This window comes from Marinobacter sp. ES-1 (assembly GCF_000475255.1).
Taxonomy (GTDB): Bacteria; Pseudomonadota; Gammaproteobacteria; order Pseudomonadales; family Oleiphilaceae; genus Marinobacter; species Marinobacter vinifirmus.
Genome location: NZ_AXBV01000032.1, coordinates 249,478 through 272,735 on the forward strand (window position 1 = coordinate 249,478; position 23,258 = coordinate 272,735).

General features: G+C 61.3%; 17 protein-coding genes. 8 read left to right on the top strand and 9 right to left on the bottom strand.

What is annotated here, in order from left to right; translation table 11 throughout:
- Window positions 1-498 carry an asparaginase domain-containing protein gene (locus Q668_RS04915; protein WP_022988497.1) on the bottom strand — a complete coding sequence of 166 codons (498 nt, stop codon included), beginning with the start codon at window positions 496-498 and terminating at the stop codon, window positions 1-3.
- Between the two features lie 182 nt (window positions 499-680).
- On the opposite strand from Q668_RS04915, the gene Q668_RS04920 reads away from it, so the two are divergent.
- Complete coding sequence (locus Q668_RS04920; protein WP_022988498.1) at window positions 681-2,879, top strand: EAL domain-containing protein; 2,199 nt, start codon at window positions 681-683, stop codon at window positions 2,877-2,879.
- A gap of 99 nt (window positions 2,880-2,978) precedes the next feature.
- Window positions 2,979-5,399, top strand: coding sequence for a D-xylulose 5-phosphate/D-fructose 6-phosphate phosphoketolase (locus tag Q668_RS04925; protein WP_022988499.1), 2,421 nt, complete (start codon window positions 2,979-2,981; stop codon window positions 5,397-5,399).
- Here the strand turns inward: Q668_RS04925 and Q668_RS04930 are convergent.
- Both Q668_RS04930 and Q668_RS04935 read right to left on the bottom strand, forming a co-directional pair.
- Window positions 5,380-8,115, bottom strand: coding sequence for a cation-translocating P-type ATPase (locus Q668_RS04930; protein ID WP_022988500.1), 2,736 nt, complete (start codon window positions 8,113-8,115; stop codon window positions 5,380-5,382). The genes Q668_RS04925 and Q668_RS04930 overlap by 20 nt on opposite strands.
- Window positions 8,116-8,240: 125 nt before the next feature.
- The gene (locus Q668_RS04935; RefSeq protein ID WP_022988501.1) at window positions 8,241-8,852 is read right to left on the bottom strand and encodes a Yip1 family protein; all 612 of its coding nucleotides are present in this window, start codon (window positions 8,850-8,852) and stop codon (window positions 8,241-8,243) included.
- Window positions 8,853-9,098: 246 nt separating this feature from the next.
- On the opposite strand from Q668_RS04935, the gene Q668_RS04940 reads away from it, so the two are divergent.
- Entirely contained in the window at window positions 9,099-9,902 is an 804-nt protein-coding gene (locus Q668_RS04940; RefSeq protein ID WP_022988502.1) for a dienelactone hydrolase family protein, read from the top strand.
- Window positions 9,903-9,976: 74 nt separating this feature from the next.
- Here Q668_RS04940 and Q668_RS04945 read toward each other — a convergent pair whose 3' ends face one another.
- From Q668_RS04945 to cysZ, 5 genes are all read right to left on the bottom strand, one after another.
- A complete protein-coding gene (locus tag Q668_RS04945) occupies window positions 9,977-10,183 on the bottom strand; it encodes a cold-shock protein (protein WP_008939715.1) in 207 nt (68 codons plus the stop codon).
- Between the two features lie 262 nt (window positions 10,184-10,445).
- On the bottom strand, window positions 10,446-10,826 hold the full coding sequence (crcB, locus tag Q668_RS04950) for a fluoride efflux transporter CrcB (protein WP_022988503.1): 381 nt from the start codon (window positions 10,824-10,826) through the stop codon (window positions 10,446-10,448).
- A 14-nt stretch (window positions 10,827-10,840) separates the two neighbouring features.
- The gene (locus tag Q668_RS04955) at window positions 10,841-13,288 is read right to left on the bottom strand and encodes an acyl-CoA dehydrogenase (RefSeq protein WP_022988504.1); all 2,448 of its coding nucleotides are present in this window, start codon (window positions 13,286-13,288) and stop codon (window positions 10,841-10,843) included.
- A 140-nt stretch (window positions 13,289-13,428) separates the two neighbouring features.
- The gene (gene rapA, locus Q668_RS04960; protein WP_022988505.1) at window positions 13,429-16,293 is read right to left on the bottom strand and encodes an RNA polymerase-associated protein RapA; all 2,865 of its coding nucleotides are present in this window, start codon (window positions 16,291-16,293) and stop codon (window positions 13,429-13,431) included.
- A gap of 19 nt (window positions 16,294-16,312) precedes the next feature.
- Window positions 16,313-17,062, bottom strand: coding sequence for a sulfate transporter CysZ (gene cysZ / locus Q668_RS04965; RefSeq protein WP_022988506.1), 750 nt, complete (start codon window positions 17,060-17,062; stop codon window positions 16,313-16,315).
- Window positions 17,063-17,157: 95 nt separating this feature from the next.
- Between cysZ and Q668_RS04970 the strand changes: the two genes are divergently transcribed.
- A complete protein-coding gene (locus tag Q668_RS04970) occupies window positions 17,158-17,562 on the top strand; it encodes a VanZ family protein (RefSeq protein ID WP_036219163.1) in 405 nt (134 codons plus the stop codon).
- 466 nt (window positions 17,563-18,028) lie between these two features.
- On the opposite strand, the gene Q668_RS04975 is transcribed toward Q668_RS04970, so the two are convergent.
- A complete protein-coding gene (locus Q668_RS04975) occupies window positions 18,029-18,688 on the bottom strand; it encodes a 50S ribosomal protein L11 methyltransferase (protein WP_022988508.1) in 660 nt (219 codons plus the stop codon).
- A gap of 375 nt (window positions 18,689-19,063) precedes the next feature.
- On the opposite strand from Q668_RS04975, the gene mnmH reads away from it, so the two are divergent.
- From mnmH to Q668_RS04995, 4 genes are all read left to right on the top strand, one after another.
- Window positions 19,064-20,173 carry a tRNA 2-selenouridine(34) synthase MnmH gene (gene mnmH / locus Q668_RS04980; protein WP_036219250.1) on the top strand — a complete coding sequence of 370 codons (1,110 nt, stop codon included), beginning with the start codon at window positions 19,064-19,066 and terminating at the stop codon, window positions 20,171-20,173.
- 137 nt (window positions 20,174-20,310) lie between these two features.
- Window positions 20,311-21,141: a mechanosensitive ion channel family protein gene (locus tag Q668_RS04985; RefSeq protein WP_022988510.1), complete on the top strand. Its 831-nt coding sequence runs from the start codon at window positions 20,311-20,313 to the stop codon at window positions 21,139-21,141.
- 163 nt (window positions 21,142-21,304) lie between these two features.
- Window positions 21,305-21,853 (top strand): aminoacyl-tRNA deacylase, encoded by a 549-nt coding sequence (locus Q668_RS04990; RefSeq protein ID WP_022988511.1) that lies wholly within the window; start codon window positions 21,305-21,307, stop codon window positions 21,851-21,853.
- Window positions 21,854-21,930: 77 nt separating this feature from the next.
- Window positions 21,931-23,229: an FAD-dependent monooxygenase gene (locus Q668_RS04995; protein ID WP_022988512.1), complete on the top strand. Its 1,299-nt coding sequence runs from the start codon at window positions 21,931-21,933 to the stop codon at window positions 23,227-23,229.
- Window positions 23,230-23,258: the final 29 nt, after the last annotated feature.

Genomic DNA, 23,258 nt, shown 5'->3' on the forward strand with positions numbered 1-23,258 from the left:
CTACCGGGCTGCGTCATCGATACGTTCGAACTTCTGGGCTTCCAGGTTCTTGCGCACCGCTCCCGCCTCGAACACCTCGCCATTCATCGCAATGTAGACGCCCGGCGGCAGTAGCCGGGCCGCCGCCCAGGCAAAGCCGATATTGAAGATGGCATCGGTACGACGCATCCGGGCCGGTTGCATGGCCCCGGTCAGCACAATGGTGCGATCGGGCAGGGTTTTCAGGACCTGGGCCGTCTGGGCCATGGTGTCGGTGCCATGGGTGATAATAATGCGGGAATGTTCGGTCTGCTTTACCGCCTCGAGAATGCCGTCGCGGTCGTCATCGGTCAGTTCCAGGCTGTCTTTGCGCATCAGCTCCCGGATGGCATAGCCCTCATGGATGTTCGACTCTGCCAGCAATTCCGGCAACAGGCTGTCACCGATCTCGAACTTGCTGTTGGCATCAAAGTACACCTTGTCGATGGTGCCGCCGGTGGTCAGTATCTGGATGGTCACGGGGTATCCTCTGTTGGAGTGGAGCTATCGGGAACAGGTCTCATTTTAACCATCCCCATGAAACTCCAAATGTAAAATATCTATAAATGCATTAAAATTTGTTCAAATTCATAATGTTGCAAGATGTTATATTAAGTAACATTGTGTATCGAAGCCTTTGTACCAATCAGGATTGCTACGGAATGGGCGCAGCCTCCACAAACCAACACAGCCCGGCGCGCGCCCGGGGCCGGCGCGCCAGTGGCAGCGGGCTGCAACGCTGGTTTCCGTTTGTGGTGCTGTTGGTGGTGGCAGTCTATGGTTTGCTGGCGGCATTTCTGGGCCAACAGGCTACATCGCTGATTGGCGACACGGCCATCGCCGAGCCTGACCTCCCGGTCATGGTCTGGAAATCCTTCGTCACCGGCATGCTGGTGTTTGCCCTGCTGCTTAACCTGAGCATTGTCATCAGGCTTCGCCGGCCCGGGCTGGCCTGGCTCAGTGTGCTGATGGTGGGTGTTATCTACAGCCAGCTGGTGATGGATGGCCTGGGGCTCTGGCTGATCTGGCCCGGCATACCGGAGCTCAACGCCCTGCTGTCCGTCAGCCTGCCACTATGCCTGATTGCCCTGTGTGAATTCACCCCCCATTTTATTGCCGTGGGCCGGCATGGTGCCCGGCTACTCCGGGGCTTCAGCCTGGCCGCCGGCCTGCACCTGCTGGCGGCCCCCTTCGCCATCGGCCCGCTGGGGCAGGATGTGTTCCTGGTAGTTGCCGCCACCGGTGGCGTGTTCATCTTCGGACTGGTGCTGGGGCAGATCCGCAAGCACGTCTACGCCCGTTATTTCGCCCTGTCGGTACTGGCCATTCTGGTCGGCGCACTCACCACGTCCCTGACAACCATCGGCTGGCTGCCGGTCAATCCGCTGACCGACTCCGCGTTCTTTCTGGGGGCAGCCGCCGGCTCCCTCATCCTCACCAGCGGTGTCGGCCGGCTGTTGCTGGAAGAGCGCAAACGCCGGCTGAGCGCCGACATCCGCGCCCGGGAAGAACAGGCCCTGCGCGCGCGCATTGAACAGGATTACGACCGGGTCCTGAAAACCCACCGGGTAACCGGCAAACCCAACCGCCCCATGCTGGAAGAGGCGCTGACCGCCATCGACAGCCGGCAAACCCCTTACACGCTGTGCATGGTGCGGCTGACCCGCTTCAATGAACTGGAGCAGGCGCTGGGTTACCGCTCTGCCGAAGAGCTGTTGAGGCAGTACCTGCGGAAGATGAACCGGTTCCTGAAACAGGCATTGGGCGAGCAGATGATTCCCATCAACGGCTATGCCATTGCCACACTGGATACCGTCAACCATGCCTTTGCCCTGCGCCGCAGCCCGAACCAGCCAGAGCTCGAAACCCGCGCCCTGAGTGCCATTACCGACTGGTTATCGGGCAACTTCAGGGACGGCCGGTTTTCGTTCTCCTGGGCTGCGTCACTGGGCCTTGCCCACGCCCCGGAGCATGGCACCGACGCCGGCAGCCTGCTGTCGGCGGCGGGCTTTGCCTCCCTGAACAGCGACAATGCCCTGAGTGTTTATGACCCGTCTATTGCCGAGTGGCAGTACCGCCAGCAGATCCTGATGCTGGACGTTGAAGATGCCCTGAACTCCGGCGACATGTGGCTGGAATACCAGCCGAAAGTGAGTATCCGCGACGGCCGGATCAGCTCGGTGGAAGCCCTGCTGCGCTGGGAACACAGCGAATTCGGACGAATCCCCCCGGACCAGTGGATTCCGCTGGCCGAGGAAGTGGGCATTATCCACCAGGTTACCCGCTGGGTGCTGGACCGGGCCTGCCGTGATGCCAGCGGCCTGCGGGCAAGGTACGGCGACCACATCGCCATCAGCGTCAATATTTCCGCCAAGGACCTGGCTCACCTGCTGTTCGCCGAACAGGCCCGGGCGATCCTGCGCCGGCACCATCTGCTGCCCCGGAATATCATCCTGGAGATCACCGAAACCGCCATGATGACCGACCCGGAGCTGGCCCGGCATACCATCGAAATCCTCAGCGACATGGGTTTCCGGATTGCCCTGGACGACTTCGGTTCCGGCCATTCCTCCCTGGGCACCCTGGCCCTGTTCCGGCTGGATGAACTGAAGATAGACCGCAGCTTCCTGCACAACGTGCTGGACTATCCGGCCCGCCAGAAAATCCTGAAAGCGGCACTGGAACTGGGCACCGCCCTGGACCTGGACGTTGTCGTGGAAGGTGTGGAAGAAGAAGCCATTGCCGTCTGGCTGCAGCAGTTCCCCGGCCTGCAGGGCCAGGGTTATTACTGGGGCCAGCCCGCCCGGGCCAGTCTCGAATCAACAGGCGCACCCCTGCCCTCCCACGCACGCGATCATTAGCCCGTCAATAGATGCAGACTCCAATGACCTGCATCAAGGGCCCCTCCCGGCACTGCCATTACACTGCTCTGACAATTATCAATGTCATGGAGGCCGACTATGTCTTCGCCAATCAAACAGGTTCCAACGCCGGATGCGACCGCGGCGAGCCCGGTGTTCCAGTGCTGGCAACAGGGCTATGGCATAATCCGGCACTCTGAGACCACCGCACGCCAGGTACAGGCGCTGGCACAGAAACTGGTGGCAGCAGGCCAACAGCCGGACGCCGACAGCGTATACCGCAAACTGATCGCCCTGGACCGGCTGACCAGCGCCGGCCTGTGGCTGGTGGTGCACATGACCTACTGCAACCGGGTGGATATTACCGGTGCCCCGTTGCAACCGAAGGATTTCAAAACCGCCCCGGAAGGCCACACCGGTGGCGCGCTCAACATGGTGCCGGCCTATGCCGCCTACCTGGCCCTGAACAACCTGACCGGACAAACCCGAAGCTGGCTGATGGGCCAGGGCCACTGCGTTGCTGCCATAGATGCCATCAACGTTCTGACCGGCAACCTGCACCCGGAACAGAAAGCCCGGTACCAGGCCGCAGACGGCCTGTCCCGCCTGGCCTCGGATTTTTACAGCTACCGGCAAAAGCCCGATGGCTCCATGGCATCGCCCCTGGGCAGCCACGTTAACCCGCACACCGCCGGCGGCATTATTGAGGGCGGCTATCTCGGGTTCGCCGAACTGCAGTATGCCCACATGCCGCTGCCCGGAGAGTCGCTGGTGGCGTTTCTGTCTGACGGTGCCGCCGAAGAACAACGGGGAAGTGACTGGATACCCCGCTGGTGGCGGGCAGAAGACTGCGGGCAGGTGCTGCCGGTGATGATTGCCAACGGCCGCCGGATTGAGCAGCGTACCGAACTGGGTACCCGGGAAGGCCTGGAGCGCTTCGAACAACACCTGCTGGCCCGGGACTTTGCGCCCTTCCGCTTTGATGGCAAGGACCCGGCTGCCTTTGTCTGCGCCCTGTACGAGATGGAAGCCACACTGGCTGCCAACGGAGAAGCCGCCAAAAAAGGCGAACTTGCGTATCCGGTCCAGATTCCCTACGGCATTGCCGAAACCGTCAAGGGCTACGGCTTCTACGGCGCCGGCCAGAACCCGGCCCATAACCTGCCGTTACCGGGCAACCCCAGGCTGGATACCCGTGCCCGGGAATTGTTCCAGGAGCACATCACGCCGCTGTGGGTTGAACCTAAAGACCTCCAGCAAGCCGTCGCGGAACTCAATGAACACGCCCTGCAACGGCGGCCACTGGAGCGGGACCATGCCCTGGCCACCCGTAACCCGCCGGAGCCTTCGTTTCCAGCCCTGCCCTGGAGCCAGAACCAGGGTTCCCCCATGTCTGCGGTCGACGAGTTCTTCCGGGCGCTGGTGCAAGACAACCCCGGGCTACGACCCCGGGTAGGCAACCCCGATGAGCTCGCCAGCAACCGCCTGACCGGTATCCTGGCTGACCTGAAACACCGGGTTAATGACCCCGAAAACCTCCAGGAATCAATCCACGGCAAGATCATCACCGCCCTGAATGAAGAGGCCGTGGTGTCTGCCTGCCTGGCCAACAAGGCCGGCCTGAACCTGGTCGCCAGCTACGAAGCCTTCTGTGTGAAAATGCTCGGCGCCATTCGCCAGGAGCTGATCTTTGCCCGGCACCAGAAAGAAGTGGGCCGGCCGGCCCGCTGGCTGGGCTTTCCGGTGATAGCCACCTCCCACACCTGGGAGAACGGCAAGAACGAACAGTCACACCAGGACACCACCTTCTGCGAAGCCATGCTGGGCGAGATGAGCGATGTTTCCCGGGTACTGTTCCCGGCGGACTACAACAGCACCCTCGCAGTTCTGCCTTCGGTCTTCACTGAACGGGGCCGGATCAGCTGCATGGTGATCCCGAAGCGGGAACGGCCCTGCGTATTCAATGCCGGTGAGGCAGAAACCCTGGCCCGCCACGGCGCGCTGGTGGTCGACGAAGACACCTCCACCGGAGAAGAACCGATCCTGCTGATTGCCAGCGGCGCCTACCAGCTGTCCGAAGCCATCCGGGCCTGCGAGCGCCTGCGGGAAACCGGCACCGCGTTCCGGCTGGTGTACCTGCAGGAGCCCGGGCGCTTCCGCCAGCCCAGGGATCCGCACGAAGCCGCCTTCTGCCTGAACGAATTCGAGCGGGAGCGGTTGTTCCCCCATCGCCTGCAGCGGCGGGTTGCGCTTACCCATATGCGCCCGGAAGTATTCCGGGGCCACCTGCACAACCTGTTCCCCCAGCCGTCCCACAGCCGGGTGCTGGGTTACATCAACCGCGGCGGCACCCTGAACGAAAGCGGCATGCTGTTTGCCAATCACTGCTCCTGGGGCCACACCCTGGCGGCCTGCGCCGAGGTGCTCGACAAGCCCCCCGGAGCCTGGCTCTCCAGTGCCGAACTGGCAGCCGTGGAAGGCCGGGGCGACCCGTCCGTGATTACCCGCGGGCTGCCCTGAGGTATCTTCGGATTGCCGTTTCCAACTCCAGCAGCACCAACACCGCCACACCGGCCAGTACCGCAAAACCCAGCGCTTCAGGGGAAAGCGCGGCACTGGTAAAGGTGTTCTGGAACCAGGGCACCCAGGTGAACAGGGACTGCAGGACAATCACTGCAAACACTGCCAGCAGCACCACCGGAGTACCCAGCACACCCCGCAAGGTGATCGACGGCGTATCCAGGTAACGGACCGCAAACAGGTAGAACACCTCCATGGCCACCAGGGTATTCACCGCCAGGGTACTGGCCACCACGGCATCGTCATAGTTGTACATGGCCCAGAACCAGGCGCCAAAGATGCCGGCCAGGAAAAGCAAAGAGACAAACGCCACCCGCCAGACCACAAAGCCCCGGAGCAGGGGTTCGTCCCGGGGCCTCGGCGGCTGGGCCATCACACCCGGCTCCGGTGGTTCAAAGGCAAGGGTCATGGCCAGCACCACCGAGCTCACCATGTTCACCCAAAGAATCTGCAACGCGGATATCGGCAGCGCCAGCCCCAGCAGCAAGGCGGTAATCAGGCTGATGGATTCGCCGCCATTGATCGGCAGCATAAAAGCAATGCCCTTGCGCAAATTGGTGTAGACCGTACGCCCTTCCCGCACCGCGGCCACAATGCTGGCAAAGTTGTCGTCCAGCAAGACCACCGACGAAGCCTCGCGGGCCGCTTCCGAGCCTTTCACGCCCATGGCGATACCCACATCCGCCCGCTTCAGGGCCGGGGCATCATTCACCCCGTCACCGGTCATGGCCACTACGCCATGCAGGGCCTGCAGGGCTGCCACCAGCCTCAGCTTGTGTTCCGGGCTGGTGCGGGCGAAAACATCCACTTCACCGGCCGCCTGCTGCAGCTGTTGCTCGTCCATGGCGTCCAGGTCCTTGCCGGTGAGCACCTTGTCGGTATTGCGCAACCCCAGCTTGCGGGCGATGGCTCCGGCGGTCAGGGCGTGGTCACCGGTGATCATTTTTACCCGGATACCGGCACTGTGGCATTCTTCGATGGCCTGGATGGCTTCCTGCCGGGGTGGATCCAGCAGACCCACCACACCCAGCAGTTCAGCCCCCTGCTCCAGCTCTTCCACAACCAGCTCACGGCTGCCGGCTGTCACGGGCCGGCGGGCAATCGCCAGCACCCGCAGGCCTTCGGACGCCATCCCGGCAATGATTCCGTCCCATGCCGGGTGGTCAAGTTCAACCTGCTCACCGGTGTCCGACAACTGGTGCGAACACATCCGCAAAATCCGCTCTGGTGCGCCTTTCAGGTAGGCCACCTCACGGCCATGATGATCATGGTGCAGGGTCGCCATAAAGCGGACATTGGTATCAAAGGGTACTTCATCGACCCTTGGCCAATCCCGGGTACTGGCTTCTACATCGAACGCCGCCTTGCTGGCGAACACCTTCAGCGCGGCTTCCATGGGGTCGCCATGAATCACGGCCCGGCCATCCCGGTGGCTGATACTGGCATCGTTGCACAGGGCCGCGGCCCGCGCCATTTCCGCCAGCACCGGGCTGGCCTCTGCCGGCACACCGTTACGGCACACCGCGCCCTCAAAGCCATAGCCCTCGCCGGTGACATCATAGCGCTGGCCACCGGCCACGGCGGCGGTCACCATCATTTCATTGCGGGTGAGGGTTCCGGTTTTGTCGGAACAGATCACCGACACCGCACCCAGGGTTTCGATCACCGGCATACGCCGGACCACGGCCTTGCGACGAGCCATCTGGCGGACACCAATGGCCAGGGTAATGGTCAGTATCGCAGGCAGGCCCTCGGGAATGGCCGCAACGGTGAGCCCCACTACCGCCATGAACAGCTCCCGGAACTCCAGGCCGCTGAACGCGAGGCCGCCAAAGAAAATCGCCACCCCGGTCAGGATCACAATAATCGATAACACCCGGGCAAACCGGTCCATCTGCTCCAGCAAGGGCGTTTTCAGGGTGGTCGTGCTGGCCAGAAGGCCGGAAATCCGGCCAATTTCGGTACTGGCGCCGGTGCGCACCACCACACCCCGGCCGGTTCCGGTGGCCACCATGGTGCCGGAAAAAGCCATACCGGTCTGGTCACCCAGGGCAGCCTCGGCCTCAACCGGCTCGGGGTTTTTATCCACCGCCTCGGATTCGCCGGTCAGGATAGCTTCTTCAATCTTCAGGTTGTGGCACTTTTCCAGGCGGATATCCGCCGGTACACGGTCACCCGGTTCCAGCAAAATGGTATCACCCGGCACCAGTTCTGCTGCATCCACCTGGTGCTGGCCATCTTCCCGGACAACCCGGGCCTTTGGCGCCAGCATGTGCCGGATAGCCGACAGCGCCTGCTCGGCCCGGCCCTCCTGCAGAAAGCCGACCAGGGTCTGGATGACCACCACCGCCAGGATGACCCCGGCATCGACCCAGTGGCCGAGGGCACCGGTAATCACCACCGCAGTCATCAGCACATAGATGAGGAAATTCTTCAGTTGCCGGCCAAGGCGGGCAAGCGGGCCGGACGTGGCCGCTTCCGGCAACCGGTTGTAGCCCAGGGCCGCCAGGCGTTCCGCGACTTCGGCACCGGATAATGGCTGTCCGGCCTTCAGCCGTTCACGAGCCTCGGCGGCCGGCAAGGCCTGCCAGTGTTGAGAACGCAGGAGTTCCGGCTCCAGCGCAGCAGAGCCGGGAGATTCGGGAGAGTCGGTCATTACTGATTCCTTGTAGTGGACTCAACCATACTACAAGGCCGGTGCAGGCCTTTGCCATTGGCACAGGTCAAATAAAAACGGGAGCCGAAGCTCCCGTAACCGGTACGAACACAAAGGGACGTTGGTTATCCGCTGATAAAGACCGGACCAACCCCCAGGTTCCACAGGATCACCGAACCCACACGCGTGGACACCAGGATCACCAGTGCGACCGTCAGCAAAGCGCCACCGTACATGACAGCACGCTCTTTCTCGATGCCCATCACAATGGGCAGACCGTCATACATCAACCAAGCGCCATAGCAGGCGGCGGCCAGGAACACCGCCGCGTTGAACCAGGGCACCGGATACAGCAGGGCAAAGCCCGCCAGGAACAGCGGTGTGCAGGAATAGGCCGCCAGGGCAATGCCGTTGGACGGCACATGTTCTTCCTTGGCGCCGTAGGTCCTGGCCATCCAGTTGATGGCATAGCCCAGGGCAAAGACCCCGACCAGCATGGCTACGTAGGTCAGGACACTCAATTGAACTGCGCTGATTTCCGTCAGCTTGATCAGCCGTTCATTACCCACCGACCAGCCGAAGTGGGCGGTGGAAATATAGGCGCAGACGGGTGCGATAGCTGCCAGAACGGCAATATAAGCGATATACAGCCTGGTTGGATTCTCGTGTTCCTTTCTGATGGATACCCACTCCTGGTCAGGGTGAGTAAAAAGACCAAACGCATGTGACAGGAGCATAGACCACCCCGCATTGTTGCTGTTGTTGGTATGGGGATATACGGCGCCCGAACAAGTTCGGACTTACAACCGTTCCTGTACTTAACTATAGTCAAGAATGCCGGTGGTAAAAGACGGCTTTGATGCTATTTTGTTCAAAGCCCGGCGTTATCATACCGTTTAGTTCTCGACCAATGGTTCATCGAACTTCGTTACACCGTCGTAGTACAGGGAACAACAAGCAACGTCTAAGGAGCAGGAACAGCCATGAAACCACGTTTGAACAAACACTCGCTCACCGCCCTGACACTGGCCATCGCCGGCACCGCCGCGCAGGCTGAGCTGCGCACCGAGACCGTGGAGTACACCCTGGATGGCCAGGCCTTCAGCGGCTACCTGGCCTGGGATGATGAAGCCGGAGGCAAGAGGCCCGGAATCCTGCTGGTGCACGAATGGTGGGGCCACAACGACTTTGTCCGGGAGCAGGCCGAACAGCTGGCCGCAGCCGGATATACCGCCTTTGCCCTGGACATGTACGGGCAAGGCAAACTGGCAGAACACCCGGACACCGCCCAGGAGTTCATGAAACAAGCCACCCGGGACATGGACCAGGTAAAGGCCCGCTTTATCAAGGCGAAAGAGCTGTTGCAGGCCCACGAATCCGTGGATGCCGACAAGATTGCTGCCCAGGGCTACTGTTTTGGCGGCGCGGTGGTGCTGAACATGGCACGGATGGGCGTCGACCTTGATGGCGCGGTGAGCTATCACGGCGCCCTGGCCAGCCCGCTGCAGGCCGAAGCCGGCAAAGTAACCGCACGGGTCCAGGTGTATACCGGAGGCGCCGACCCGATGGTGCCATCTGAACAGGTGGCCGGCCTGGTTCAGGAAATGCAGGATGCCGGGGTGGACCTGGCCCTGGTGAGCTTCCCGGGAGTCAAGCACTCCTTCACCAATCCGGGTGCGGACGCCTTCGCGGAAAAGTTCGGCATGCCGGTTGGCTATGACCAGGACGCCGCCCGCCGTTCCTGGGACGGCACCCTGCTGTTCTATCAGGAGCTGTTCGGTCACTGATCCGACAAACCGGGCGGACACAAAAAAAGGCAGCCTTCGCTGCCTTTCTTTTGATGTTGCTGAATCCTCAGGGATTACAGGGCAACAACGTTCTCCGCCTGAGGACCTTTCTGGCCCTGAGTTACGGTGAACTCAACCTGCTGACCTTCGGCCAGGGTCTTGAAACCAGAGCCTTGGATGGCGCTGTAGTGAACAAATACGTCCGGGCCGCCTTCACGAGTGATAAAGCCAAAGCCTTTTGCTTCGTTGAAGAACTTAACAGTACCGGTAACAGTAGACATACGTAAACTTCCTGAAATCAATCATTTTATCTGCTGCCACACACCATTCTGGTGCTGGTCAGCGTGTTACGGAAAAACTGAACTCGCGGGATCAAAAACAGGACGGCACTACTAACTGCGGAGGTACGTCTTATTCATGAACTGCTTTGCTAATCTTTCCTTCAGGATTCACTCTACTCTGGAACTTCCCGCTTGCCAAGGGTAATTTCAAGAATTTATGTAGGTAGTGATACCAAGACCCTGACCGACCCCGGCAACGGCGCTATGCCCTGAACAGGGTGAAGGTCCAGAAGCCCAGAGCGGTCATCAGGATGGAGCCGATGACATGGGCCAGGATACCGGTTAGCGCCACCGCCCACTTGCCTTCCTGCAAGGCCGCGAACATTTCCAGGGAGAACGCAGAAAAGGTCGTCAGTGCGCCACACAGGCCAGTCACCGCGAATAGCCGCCACTCCGGGGCCAGCGCACTGCTGTGGGTAAAGAAACCCATCAGCAGCCCGATCAGCCAGCCACCACTGAGGTTGGCCACCAGGGTGCCCCAGGGAATGGCATGGTAACTGGCATTCAGCCACAGGCTCAGGGCCCAGCGCAGGTTGGCGCCGATCACGGCGCCAACACTGACAGCAACTACCGACAGCCACATGTCAGCGGCCTGCTTCAGGCCGGATTGTGGTCAATGAGGGTGTCCTTGTTGCGGGCAAACTCGTCGAACGGGAAGTCGTCGACGGTAAGCATTTCAAGCACCAGCGCTTCATACTCGCGCATAAAGCCGGCTTCTTCCTCGCTGAAGATGCCCGCCTCCAGGGCCGCCTCGAACCGTTCTTCCGGATGCAGGGCGGTCATGGGCAGCTCACCCTTGGCGTAGGCCTTGGTGGCTTTGCGGTACAACTGCTCGGCCTTGCCGTAATCCTTGAGCAGGCGGTTGTACTGGGCCAGCGGGTTAGCTACGTCGCCCTCGCCCGCCGTGGTCCAGGCATTTGCGGTCAGCTTGCTCCGCACCGGGGTATCGGTACTGATGCTGTTGGCCAGCTTGCGGGTCAGCTCGTCGCCCGGCTCGGCCCAGCGACGGCCCAGCGGCAGGGTGATGGCCCGCAACGCCAGGGCGACCGGGCGGTTGGGCAGGTTCTTCAGGAACTCGTCCAGGGCTTTCTCGGTGCGGTGCAGCAACAGGGCCATGCTGTATTGCATCAGCTCCTTCTCACCGTCCACCGGCTGGGTTTCATACCAGTTCTTGAGCACCATAGAGGCCAGGTAAAGGTTGGCCAGCATGTCGCCAAGGCGTGCAGAAATCAGCTCGCGCATTTTCAGCTCGCCGCCGAGCGTGGTCATGGCGGCGTCGGCACACAAGCCAAAGGCAGAACTGAAGCGGGCAAGGGCCTGGGCGTAGGGCCGCGACGCGCTGTCGAACGGCACATCCGCCTTGCCGATACCCAGCGCCTGGGTGAAGGCACGGGCAGCGTTGCCGAAGATCAGGCCGGCATGGCCGAAGAAGGCTTCATCGAAGGCCTTGATGTCATCGTTATCCTTGGCCGCCAGCTCCTTGAGTACATAGGGATGACAGCGAATGGCGCCCTGGCCGAAGATCATCAGGCTACGGGTCATGATATTCGCGCCTTCCACGGTGATCGACACCGCGGCGCCACTGTAACCGATACCCAGATAGTTGCGCGGCCCCAGGGTAACCGTCTTGCCGCCGTGCACATCCATGGCATCGGTGAGGACGTCACGCTGGAACTCGGTCAGGTGGTATTTGAGAATGGCCGACGGTACCGCCGGCTTTTCGCCCCGGTCGATCATGTTGGCGGTATGGTTGACCGCAGACTGGGCGATGTAGGTCTTGGCTGCGATCCGGGCCAGCGGCGCCTGCACGCCTTCCATCTCTGCCACCGGGGTGTTGAACTGGCGGCGGATACGGGTGAAGCCACCGGCAGTGCCCACGGCATAAGCAGCCGCACCGGCTGCACCGGACGGCAGGGTGATACAGCGGCCAACCGACAGGCACTCAACCAGCATACGCCAGCCCTGGCCGGCCATTTCCTGGCCACCGATGATGTAATCCAGCGGGATGAACACATCCTTGCCCTTGATCGGGCCGTTCATGAACGGCGAGCCGATCGGGCAATGGCGACGGCCGATTTCCATACCTTCGGTATTTCGGGGAATCAGCGCACAGGTTATGCCGTAATCTTTGGTGTCGCCCAGCAGACCATCGGGGTCAAACATCCGGAACGCCAGCCCGACCACGGTGGCCACCGGCGCCAGCGTAATCCAACGCTTTTCAAAGTTCAGGCGAATACCCACCACTTCTTTACCATCTACTTCCTGCTTGCAGACGATGCCGGTGTCCGGCAGGGAGGTAGCGTCGGAGCCCGCGCGCGGGCCGGTCAGGCCGAAACAGGGCACTTCACGGCCATCCGCCAGCCGGGGCAGATAATAGTCTTTCTGCTCCTGGGTACCGTATTTGACCAGCAGCTCGCCCGGGCCGAGGGAGTTGGGCACGCCCACGGTTACCATCAGCATTTCGTTGGCGGCCAGTTTCTGCAGTACCGCTGTCTGGGCCTTGGCAGAGAAACCCAGGCCACCGTATTCCTTCGGAATGATCATGCCGAAGAATTTTTCCTGCTTCAGGAAATCCCACAGTTCCTTGGGCAGGTCAGCCCGCTCTACCGCCAGGTCCCAGGCATTGCACATGGAAATCGCCTGGGTGCACTGGTTATCCACAAAGGCCTGTTCCTCATCGCTCAGGCCGGTATGACGGTTGATCAGCAGGTTGTGCCAGTCCGGGCGGCCGGTGAACAGCTCGCCGTCCCAGCCTACGGTGCCAGCCTCCAGGGCCACCTTTTCAGTGTCGGAAACCTTCGGCGCCACCTTCTTGAACATGGCGAACACCCGGGGGGTCAGCCAGTTCATGCGGAACTGGGGCAAACCGGCAGCGGCCGTGGCTGCCGCACCCAGGAACAGAAGCAGGGTCAGCCAGCCGGAAGCCATCAACAGGGACAGCACACCCACCACCAGCATCACGCCGATGGCCGGTTTGGCACCGGACTCCCGGCGCATCACAAACAGCAGGCCGGCCAGTGCTACCAGAAACAGAATCAAAGTCATCGCAAGTTCTCTCTGTCTTCCATGGATTAGAGCCTCCGGCACGCAGCCGGAGCCACTTCGCTAACACTTCGTTACGTTCAACTTACCCTAACAGATGCCTGTATTCCAGATAACACACCGGATTCAGACAGTTAGGGGCCTCAGGATGTGACAATCACCCGGATTCCCTCCAGCGCCAGGCTGGCATGGCCCACCGCCTCGCGGGCGGCTTCCAGCTGTTTGCGCAGGAAGTCGATTTCCTCATCGCGGATAGCCGGGTTTACTTTCTTCAGGGCTTCAAGGCGGCGGATTTCCGGTACAAAGCCGGCTTCCACCTGCGCCAGCGCCTTTTCCTGCAGTGGTTCGAGGTTCGGTTCGGCCAGCCGCTCGGCATGGTCCACCATGGTTTCCACTTCTGCCCGGATCTTGGGCACGATAGCCTGGGCGGTCCGGCGGCGGATGTTGGAACACAGCTCGTTCAGCCGGTCATGGGGCAGGGCCTTGGACAGATCCCGGCCGTTGACGTCTACCACCAGGCGCAGCGGCGAAACCGGCAGGTAGCGGGTCAGCTGCAGGGCTTCCGGCGCCGGACAATGCACCGCGAACACGGCCTCCAGCAACAGGGTACCCGGTGGCAGGGCCTTGACCGACAGATTGGCCAGCGCCGCCTTGCCCAGGCCGGAACTGGTTACCGAATCCATCACCCCGGTCACGATCGGGTGCTCCCAGCTCATAAACGCCATATCTTCCCGCTGCAGGGCCTGCTCCCGCTCCCAGGTAACGGTCAGCCCGTCTTCCGGCAGCTCCGCCACATGGCCGGCCTGGTATTGCTCTCCGGGCTTGAGTACATCGGCGTGTTCGCTGTGGTCTTCAACATCAACACCCAGGATATCGAACGCCTGCACCAGATAATCCCGCACCCGGGCAGAGCCCTCTTCTTTCTCGATCTCGGCAATCAGGGCGCCGGCTTCTTCACGGCGACAGGAGTTCAGCTCGATCAAGGCATCCCGGCCGTTATGCAGCAAGGTTTTCAGGCGCTTGGTCTCTGCGGCGCTGTCCGCCAGCAGCGGCTCGATGACACTGTCATCACCGTCCAGGGCTTTCTGCCAGTTGTCCGCCACGTGTTCGTGCACGGCGACACCCACCGCGCAGCTCTCGGCAAAGGCGTTCAGGCCTTCATGGAACCAGCGGTACTGCAGTTCCTGGCTGGTACCCTGCAGGTACGGGATATGAATCCGGATGGCGTCGGTCTGGCCAATACGGTCCAGCCGGCCAATGCGCTGCTCCAGCAGGTCCGGGTTCTCCGGCAGGTCAAACAGCACCAGGTGATGGGCGAACTGGAAGTTGCGGCCTTCGCTGCCAATCTCGGAACAGATCAGCGCCTGGGCACCCTGCTCGGTGTCGGCAAAGTAGGCGGCAGCCCGGTCCCGCTCCAGCAGGCTCAGGTGCTCATGGAAGGCAGCACTGCGGATACCGGCCCGCAGCTGCAGGTAATGTTCCAGCGCCATGGCGGTGTCGGCCCGGGCACAGATGACCACCACCTTGGCCGGGCGCAGGCTGGCCAGTTTCTTTTCCAGCCAGGCCACGCGGGGGTCATCGGCCAGCCATTGCTCTTCCGGGGCCGACTGCTCCGGCGCCAGGCCGGTTTTGCCGTGGCGCACTTCTTCATAGAGTTCCGGGCACGGCAACGGCTCCGGCAGCGACTGGCGTTCGGGGAAGCCCTGAATGGCCGCGCGGGTATTGCGGAACAGTACCCGGCCGGTGCCGTGGCGATCCAGCAAGGCATCAATCACGGCATGGTGGGCGTTGTCGCGGGCCAGCAGCTCGTCCAGTTCACTACCAAGCCAGTCAGACAAGGCGGACTTGTCGTCCTCGGCGATGGTGTCCGAGTTTTCCTGAAGCCGGCGCACCACCTGGTTGATACACTCATACTGCTGCTCTTCCTGCCGGAAACTGTCCAGGTTATGGAACCGGGCCGGGTCCAGCAGGCGCAGCCGGGCAAAGTGACTGGCAATCCCGACCTGTTCCGGGGTGGCCGTCAGCAACAGCAAGCCCTTGCTGGCCTCAGACAGGCTTTCCACCACTTCATACTCGGGGCCGGCCTGCTCCGGCGACCAGGCCAGGTGGTGCGCTTCATCCACTACCATCAGGTCCCAGCCGGCGGCGAGGGCATGGTTCCTGGCCTTTTCGCTGCGCACCAGGAAGTCCAGGCTGCACAGCACCAGCTGGTCCGCCTCGAACGGGTTAACGCCGTCATCGTCGTCACCGAAGATGTGGTTTACCAGGGCATCGACATCATCTTCCTGTGCCTTGAGGTCGTCGTAGCGGCCCTGGTCGACGATGGAAAAACGCAGGTTGAAGCGGCGCAGCATTTCCACCAGCCACTGGTGAATCAGCGAATCCGGCACCACAATCAGGGCCCGGCGGGCGCGGCCGGTGTGCAGCTGGTAATGCAGGATCAGGCCGGCTTCGATGGTTTTGCCCAGGCCCACCTCATCGGCCAGCAGTACCCGGGGCGCGTGGCGGCGGGCCACTTCGTGGGCAATATAGAGCTGGTGCGGCAAATGCTGGGTACGGGCGCCAATCAGCCCCTGGGCCGGCGAGGCCCGCAGGCGATCCATGTGTTCCAGGGTCGACACCCGCAACCGGAAGGCTCCGTTACGGTCGAACTGGCCGGCAAACAGGCGTTGGTGCGGGGCAGAAAAATTCACCGAACCGGCCAGCTTCACTTCCGAAACCTGGTGGATATTTTCGCCATCGTCGGCGTGGTACAGCAGAACGCCGTTCAGGTCCTCCACGGCGCGCACAATGTATTTCTCGCCTTCGAAAGTCTCTATTTCCTCACCCATCTGGTACACAATCCTCGACAGGGGAGCATTATCGATGGCGTAGGTGCGCTCCTCATCGGCCGCGGGAAAGCCCAATGTGACCCTGCGCCCGGAAATGTCGGTAACAATTCCCAGACCCAAAGCGGTATCGCTGTGGCTTACCCAACGCTGACCAATGACAAATTCCGATGTTTCCAAGAAACCTCCGCTGACTGAATTACTGTTGGTTTGAATCGTTTTCACGCACCCAGAACGCGGTCGCACCGCACACGGCCGCCGGCACCACCACCAGGTTGAGCACAGGCACCATGGCCGCAAGGGCCACCGGCAGGCCGAAGCCCAGGGCAGAAAGCCGGCTGGCTGCCAGGTCTTTTCTTAATTTCGGGAAGCTGACCCGGTGGTTATCGGCCGGGAAATCCACATATTGCAGGGCCATCATCCAGCTGTTGAACAGGAACCAGAGCACCGCTGCCACCAGGTTAACGACCGGAATCAGGCCGATAATAAACAGGCCCAGCGCCCGGGGCAGGTAATAGGCAATTTTCTGGACTTCCCGCCACAGCGCCCGGGGAATGTCCTTGATGATGGCGGCCCAGCTGCCATCCGTGCTGACTTCCTGGCCGGTGAGGTGTTTTTCGGTCAACTCGGCCAGGTAACCATAAAAAGGAGAGCCGATCAGGTTGGCAACGATCACGAAGCCGTAGGCCAGCATCAGCAGGATAACCACGCCGTAGAGCAGCCAGAACAACCAATCGAGCGCTTGCAGCCAGGCCCAGTCGGGCAGCCAGGCCATGGCACCGGCGATCATCAGGGAAAACATCTCGGCCAGGAAATAGAACATCAGCCCGAACAGGATGACGTTGATCACAACAGGAATGATCACGAACAGCCTCAGGCCGGGCTGGCGAATCAGCCTGAAGCCCTCCCCCAGGTAGCCCAGTCCGCGAAAAAAGTTTCCTTTGAGCATTGCTGGTGGTCCTCCGCTGCCATGACAATAACGGGGCGCAAAGCATATCATGTCAGCCTCGTTCCCACAGCACGCAACCACCTTCGGATTACCCTATGACGCGACTCTGGCCAACCATCCGGCATATTCTGCACATGCGCCGCCTGTGGCAGGCCGTGTTGCTGGTGTCGGTTGTCGCCATTCTGTACCTGGCCACCACCAGCAGCAGCTACCCGATTCCGTCGTCCGATAATGACAAGGTCAATCACCTGATTGCCTTTATCGAGCTGACCATCGTTACCCGGCTGGCCTGGCCGCGCCTGAGCGCCTTCTGGTATGCCCCGGCACTGCTGGGTTTCGGGCTGCTGCTGGAGGTGGTCCAGGCCAACCTGCCCTACCGGGATTTTTCCCTGGCCGATGTGCTGGCAGACAGCCTGGGGATTGCCATCGGCATGCTGCCCTGGCCCGGCACACGCAGGCCGCGCGAAATGGATTTGAGAGATTCGCCTGAATCCTTGTAAGAGATATCTCACAAGCCTGTAGGAACTTTCAGTGTCTTCACGTACGAAGACGCAGCCCGGCCCATAGCTACTTCCCGCAGAGCCATGAATTCAAAGAAAAAACTATTAACGTGATAGTTGAAGTCAGCAAATAGTGTGCGCCGGTCACACGTTTGTCAGATTGGCCTTGGTATAGTGGGAACCGTCAAGGATGACAGGGAAAAGGACGACGCACTGGATGCACCCCTGCAGGGACTGTGGGGAGAGGCAAGGACACAGGGATGCCTCGCTTAAGGGATAACGATTTGGATTGCCGGCTCGGACGCTGGCCATCAGGGAAAGACGCAAGGATTACGGCAACACGGCGGTTGCCCCGAGTGCACGGACGCACCACTTGTTCCGACTGTGAACTGCCCGGGATGGCGGTTCAAACCTGTTAAAGGGCAGCCCTAGAGCTGCCCTTTGTTTTTTCTGCCACAGAAAATTCTCAGCCTGCACCTTCCGCCAGGTAGATACGCACCTTGTTGAACTCCTCGAATTCGTTCAGGTCTGGCCAGGTCCTGGCTTCAATCACCGTTTGCAGCTGATAGGCCGGGTTACCGAGATCCCGAACCCGCGAATCTGCCAGCAAAACCCGGCTTGCTGCCGCCCGGAACGCCTCCAGCAACGGCCGGTTGTCAGGGTCATAAAGCACATCGGCCGCGGTGACCAGGTCCAGGGATTCCGGCCGCGCCGCCCAGTCGTCACAAAGCTCCACCTGCACACCGTTAAGCCGGGCATTGGCTGCGGCAGCATCCAGCGCTGCCGGATCGATATCGCAGGCAATGGCACGGGCCGCACCCGCCCGCGCCGCAGCCACGGCAACCACGCCGGAGCCTGAGCCGAAATCCAGTACCGCTTTGCCGGCCACCAGCTCCGGATGCTGCAAAATCCAGCTGGCCAGCACCTGGCCGCTGGCCCAGCAGAATGACCAGTACGCCGGCTCTGCTACCACGGCCTGGGCTTCATCATGGCTCAGGGGACCTTCCAGTACCGAGGGATCAAACAGGTACAAGGGGAGGTCCGGGCAACCTGCCGGTGCCGATGCGGCCACACGGCCACGGCTCAGGGTCTTGCGCAGGTGCTGGTTCAGGTGTTCCGGGGTCATTGCTGGCTCTCTCGGCAGTCCAAACCGCCATTGTACCCTAGTGTCCCGTCTGACTAATTCCTTAACCTACTGAGCATCTGCAAAGCCGAAGAGTTAGGCGTACTGGTGAAAATTTGGTGGTTCCAAATCGAGACAGCAGAACGACACTATTCGGCTTTTCAGATGCTCCCGAAGGGCTTGCCTCTGAGGACTCTGAGCCTGTGTTGCCAGTCCTTGATGTGGAACCACCACACCTGCAGACTGTCGCCTTGGTCAGAGTCCTCAGAGGCAAGCAGTAGATTAAGGAATTAGTCAGACGGGACACTAGCCGGGATGCCCGGAAATCGGCACTCCGGTATACTGCCGCCCTACCCAGAACAACAGCGATCCGTTGACATGGCAAGCAGACCCGATACCAGCGATTACCTCAACCTGTTCCTGAATAACGTCCCCCTGATGGACGTTCGCGCCCCGGTGGAGTTCGGCAAAGGCAGTTTTCCCAACGCCGAGAACGCGCCCCTGATGAACGACGGGGAACGCCACCGGGTGGGCATCTGCTACAAGGAAAAAGGCCAGGACAAGGCCATCGAGCTGGGCCACCAACTGGTCGCCGGTGATGTAAAAGCCCAGCGTATCGAAGCCTGGAAGCGTTTCGTAGCCCGCCACCCGGACGGCTACCTGTTCTGTTTTCGGGGTGGGTTACGCTCCCGTCTGACCCAGCAATGGATCAAGGACGCCGGCATTGATTACCCGCTGGTGAAAGGTGGCTACAAGGCCTTGCGACGCTTTCTGATCGACAGCCTGGACCAGCTGATCGACAGCGAAGACTTTCGCATTCTCAGCGGCCGCACCGGCACCGGTAAAACCCGGGTACTGATGGGCCTGCCAAACCCCGTCGACCTCGAAGGCCTGGCCAACCACCGGGGCTCCAGCTTCGGCCGGCAAGTCACCCCGCAGCCGTCCCAGATCGACTTTGAAAACCGTCTGGCCGTTGCCATGCTGAAGGCACACCACCAGGTAGGCGGGCCAGTGTACCTGGAAGACGAAAGCCGGCTGATCGGCCGCTGCGCACTACCGGAACACTTCCGTGCCCGCATGGGAGAATCGCCGCTGCTGATCCTGGAACAGCCCATGGCAGAGCGTGTCGATATTATCCGCACCGACTACGTCGAACATATGCTGGCCGACTACATTGCCCGGGACGGTGAGGAAGCCGGCTGGCTGAACTTCCGGGATTACCTGCTTAGCGCCATCGACCGCATCCGCAAACGTCTGGGCGGGGCACGCCACCAGGAGCTGCGCACATTGATGGAGCAGGCCCTGGAGCAACAGGCGCGCACCGGTGACACCAGCGGCCACCATCTCTGGATCGAAGCCCTGCTCACCGATTACTACGACCCCATGTACGATTACCAGCTAAGCCAGAAACAGGGCCGGATCCTGGTACGGGGTGGCCCCGCAGAGATCAAGGCATATGCAGCAGAGCATCACAATCCGTATCACTAACCACTGCGTACCACCACTTTCCGACGCTGACATTGAATATGTCTGCTATATACTCTTTGTCAGATAAATATTGCGCTGGCAATGATTTGTCGGTTTTTCGCAACCCCAGAAAATACTAACGATCAAGGAACTTCTCTATGGAAGATATCTTAGGTAACGAACAAGCGTCCGAATGGATTGACCAGGGCATCGCGCTGGTTATGGCCTACGCCCCGAAAGTGGTGCTGGCCATCATCACCCTCATTGTCGGCCTGTGGCTGATCAATCGCTTTGTCGGCGTGCTGGACAACAAACTGGGCAAGAAAGACCCCACCCTCAACAAATTCCTGTGCGGCCTGATCGGCGCCATTCTGAAGATCCTGCTACTGATCTCTGTGGCCTCCATGGTCGGCATTGCCACCACCTCCTTCGTCGCCATTATCGGTGCCGCCGGCCTGGCCGTGGGCCTGGCCCTGCAAGGCAGCCTGGGCAACTTTGCCGGTGGCGTACTGATCCTGATCTTCAAGCCGTTCAAGGTGGGCGACGCCATCGAAGCACAGGGTTTCCTGGGTTCGGTGCGTGAAATCAGCATCCTGTACACCATCATCGACACCTTCGATAACCGTCGCGTGGTGATTCCCAACGGCCAGCTGTCCAACGCCAGCCTGACCAACATGAGCGTGTACGAAACCCGTCGTTGCGACATGACCTTCGGTATCGGCTACAGCGACGACATCGACAAGGCCAAAGCCATCTGCAAGCGCCTGATCGAAGAAGACGAGCGGGCCCTGAAAGACCCCAAGCCCCTGATTGTGGTTGGCGGCCTGGGTGAAAGCTCCGTCGACCTGACCGTGCGCGCCTGGACCAAGTCCGGCGATCTGTGGCCGTTCTACTGGGACATGCAGGAAAAAGTGAAGAAAGCCTTTGATGCAGAGGGTATCTCCATTCCTTTCCCGCAGCGTGATGTGCACATGTACAAGGCGGACTGACCGGAAGCCCATCACACAAGTGCAACCGGTTCTTCGCAAACCGTGCAACCTGGGCTAAGCTTTCAGGCAGGCAGGGGGTTCACTCCCTGCCTGCCACCGGAGCCCGGCCCGGGACTGGCAAAAGGCTCTGCAACACTGTCCATGCTGTCAGGAGGTTGTGCATATGCCGGTACAGCAGTTGAAAGACTATCTGGACAACGCAGGTGTGGAATACATGTGCTTGTCTCATCCTCCCGCCTTTACTGCGCAGCAGCTTGCCCATCACGTTAAGATTGCCGGTGACCGGGTGGTCAAGACCGTGATCATCGAACTGGATGGCAAGATGGCCATGCTGGTCATGCCCGCCACCTGGCGCGTGCGCTGGGACAGGCTGTCCCGCATTCTCGATACCGACTTCGTTGAACTGGCCGATGAGCAACAGTTCCAGGATCGTTTCCCGGATTGCGAAGTGGGTGCCATGCCCCCCTTCGGCAACCTGTTCGGCATGACAGTGTATTGCGCAGAGGCCCTCACCGAGCAGCCTGAACTGGCCTTTGCCGCTGGCAGCCATACTGAATCCATCCACATGAAAACCCGGGACTTCCTGAACCTGGTTCACCCGATGGTGATCAATCAGGGCTTCACCCGCCCGGGCACCCAGAAACCGGCCTGGCTACTGAAGAACCGCAAAAGACCGGAACCCCGGAAGGAAACCCTGCTGGCCGGATACTGAAACCTGCCGGATTGACTCCGGTCGCTTGTCTGGCGCCCGGCATCGCGTAAACTGATGCCAACAGACAGGAACCGGATATGAACCAAGCATTTGACATCATTATCGTGGGCGCCGGCATGGTCGGCGCCGCACTGGCCACCGGCCTTGGCCAGCAAGGCATCCGGGTGGCCCTGATCGACAAAGCCGAGCCCAACGCCTTCGATGCCTCCAGCCACCCGGACATCCGGGTATCAGCGCTGAGTGCGGGCAGCGAACGCTACCTGGACAGCCTGGGTGCATGGCGTGCCATTCTGGCCATGCGTGCCACACCCTATCGCCGCCTTGCGGTCTGGGACGAAACCCCCAGCCCCCTGGGCCGGCTGCTGCCACCCTCCCTGACCGAAGTGGAATTCAGTGCCGACAAGCTGGGCGCTCCCCACCTGGGCCACATCGTGGAAAACAGCATCACCCAGCAGGCGCTCTGGCAGACCGCCGAAGCCGAGCCGGACGTAGCGCTGATAACCGGCCGCAGCCTGCAGGGCCTGACCCAGGATAATAAGCAGCGGGCCCGGGTGGCCCTGGATGACGGCAGCGAGCTGGAGGCCCAACTGGTGATCGGCGCCGACGGGGCCCTGTCGCGGGTTCGGGAGCTGGCCGGTATCGGTGTTACCCGCGACCAGTACCAGCAGCAGGCCATGGTGGTTTCCGTGCGCTACCGGGGCGGCGTGGAAGACATCACTTGGCAGGGCTTCTACCCCAGCGGGCCCCGGGCCTTCCTGCCCCTGCACAGCGCCGGCGAACAACACCCGGGCGAGTGCTGGGGTTCGCTGGTCTGGTACGACCACCCGGCCCGGCTGGCGGAACTCAAGGCCATGGACGATGCCACCCTGATGGCCGAAATCCGGAAGCAGTTCCCGGCCCGCCTGCCTGTGCTGACCCACATCGATGCCCGCGCCAGTTTCCCCATTGCCCGCCAGCACGCCAAACATTATTACCTGAACCGGGTGGTGCTGGCCGGCGACGCCGCCCACACCATCAACCCGCTGGCCGGCCAGGGCGTGAACCTGGGCTTCCAGGACGCCCAGTGCCTGCAGGGCTTGCTGAAAGAAGCCCGGCGCGGCGGTGACGACCTGGCCAGCGAACGCTGGCTGGCCCTGTACCAACGCCAGCGGCGCCCGGCCAACCAGCGGATGATGCTGACCATGGACCTGTTCTACCACCTGTTCAGCAACACGCGGCCGCCCCTGCACCTGGCTCGCAACCTGGGCCTCGGCGCCGCTCGGGCACTGCCCTTCGCCCGCAACCGGGTAGCCCGCTACGCCATGGGCCTGGACGACCAACTACCGGCACCGCTTCAACAAATGGTCAATCGTCTGCCGGGTCTCGGCAGTCTATAGTGGTCAACTTACACACTTAACAACGAACA

Coding starts and splice junctions, on each gene's coding strand:
- Q668_RS04920 (WP_022988498.1), top strand. CDS start 681: ATGGGCGCAGCCTCCACAAACCAACACAGCCCGGCGCGCGCCCGGGGC.
- Q668_RS04925 (WP_022988499.1), top strand. CDS start 2,979: ATGTCTTCGCCAATCAAACAGGTTCCAACGCCGGATGCGACCGCGGCG.
- Q668_RS04930 (WP_022988500.1), bottom strand. CDS start 8,115: ATGACCGACTCTCCCGAATCTCCCGGCTCTGCTGCGCTGGAGCCGGAA.
- Q668_RS04935 (WP_022988501.1), bottom strand. CDS start 8,852: ATGCTCCTGTCACATGCGTTTGGTCTTTTTACTCACCCTGACCAGGAG.
- Q668_RS04940 (WP_022988502.1), top strand. CDS start 9,099: ATGAAACCACGTTTGAACAAACACTCGCTCACCGCCCTGACACTGGCC.
- Q668_RS04945 (WP_008939715.1), bottom strand. CDS start 10,183: ATGTCTACTGTTACCGGTACTGTTAAGTTCTTCAACGAAGCAAAAGGC.
- crcB (WP_022988503.1), bottom strand. CDS start 10,826: ATGTGGCTGTCGGTAGTTGCTGTCAGTGTTGGCGCCGTGATCGGCGCC.
- Q668_RS04955 (WP_022988504.1), bottom strand. CDS start 13,288: ATGACTTTGATTCTGTTTCTGGTAGCACTGGCCGGCCTGCTGTTTGTG.
- cysZ (WP_022988506.1), bottom strand. CDS start 17,062: ATGCTCAAAGGAAACTTTTTTCGCGGACTGGGCTACCTGGGGGAGGGC.
- Q668_RS04970 (WP_036219163.1), top strand. CDS start 17,158: ATGACGCGACTCTGGCCAACCATCCGGCATATTCTGCACATGCGCCGC.
- Q668_RS04975 (WP_022988508.1), bottom strand. CDS start 18,688: ATGACCCCGGAACACCTGAACCAGCACCTGCGCAAGACCCTGAGCCGT.
- mnmH (WP_036219250.1), top strand. CDS start 19,064: ATGGCAAGCAGACCCGATACCAGCGATTACCTCAACCTGTTCCTGAAT.
- Q668_RS04985 (WP_022988510.1), top strand. CDS start 20,311: ATGGAAGATATCTTAGGTAACGAACAAGCGTCCGAATGGATTGACCAG.
- Q668_RS04990 (WP_022988511.1), top strand. CDS start 21,305: ATGCCGGTACAGCAGTTGAAAGACTATCTGGACAACGCAGGTGTGGAA.
- Q668_RS04995 (WP_022988512.1), top strand. CDS start 21,931: ATGAACCAAGCATTTGACATCATTATCGTGGGCGCCGGCATGGTCGGC.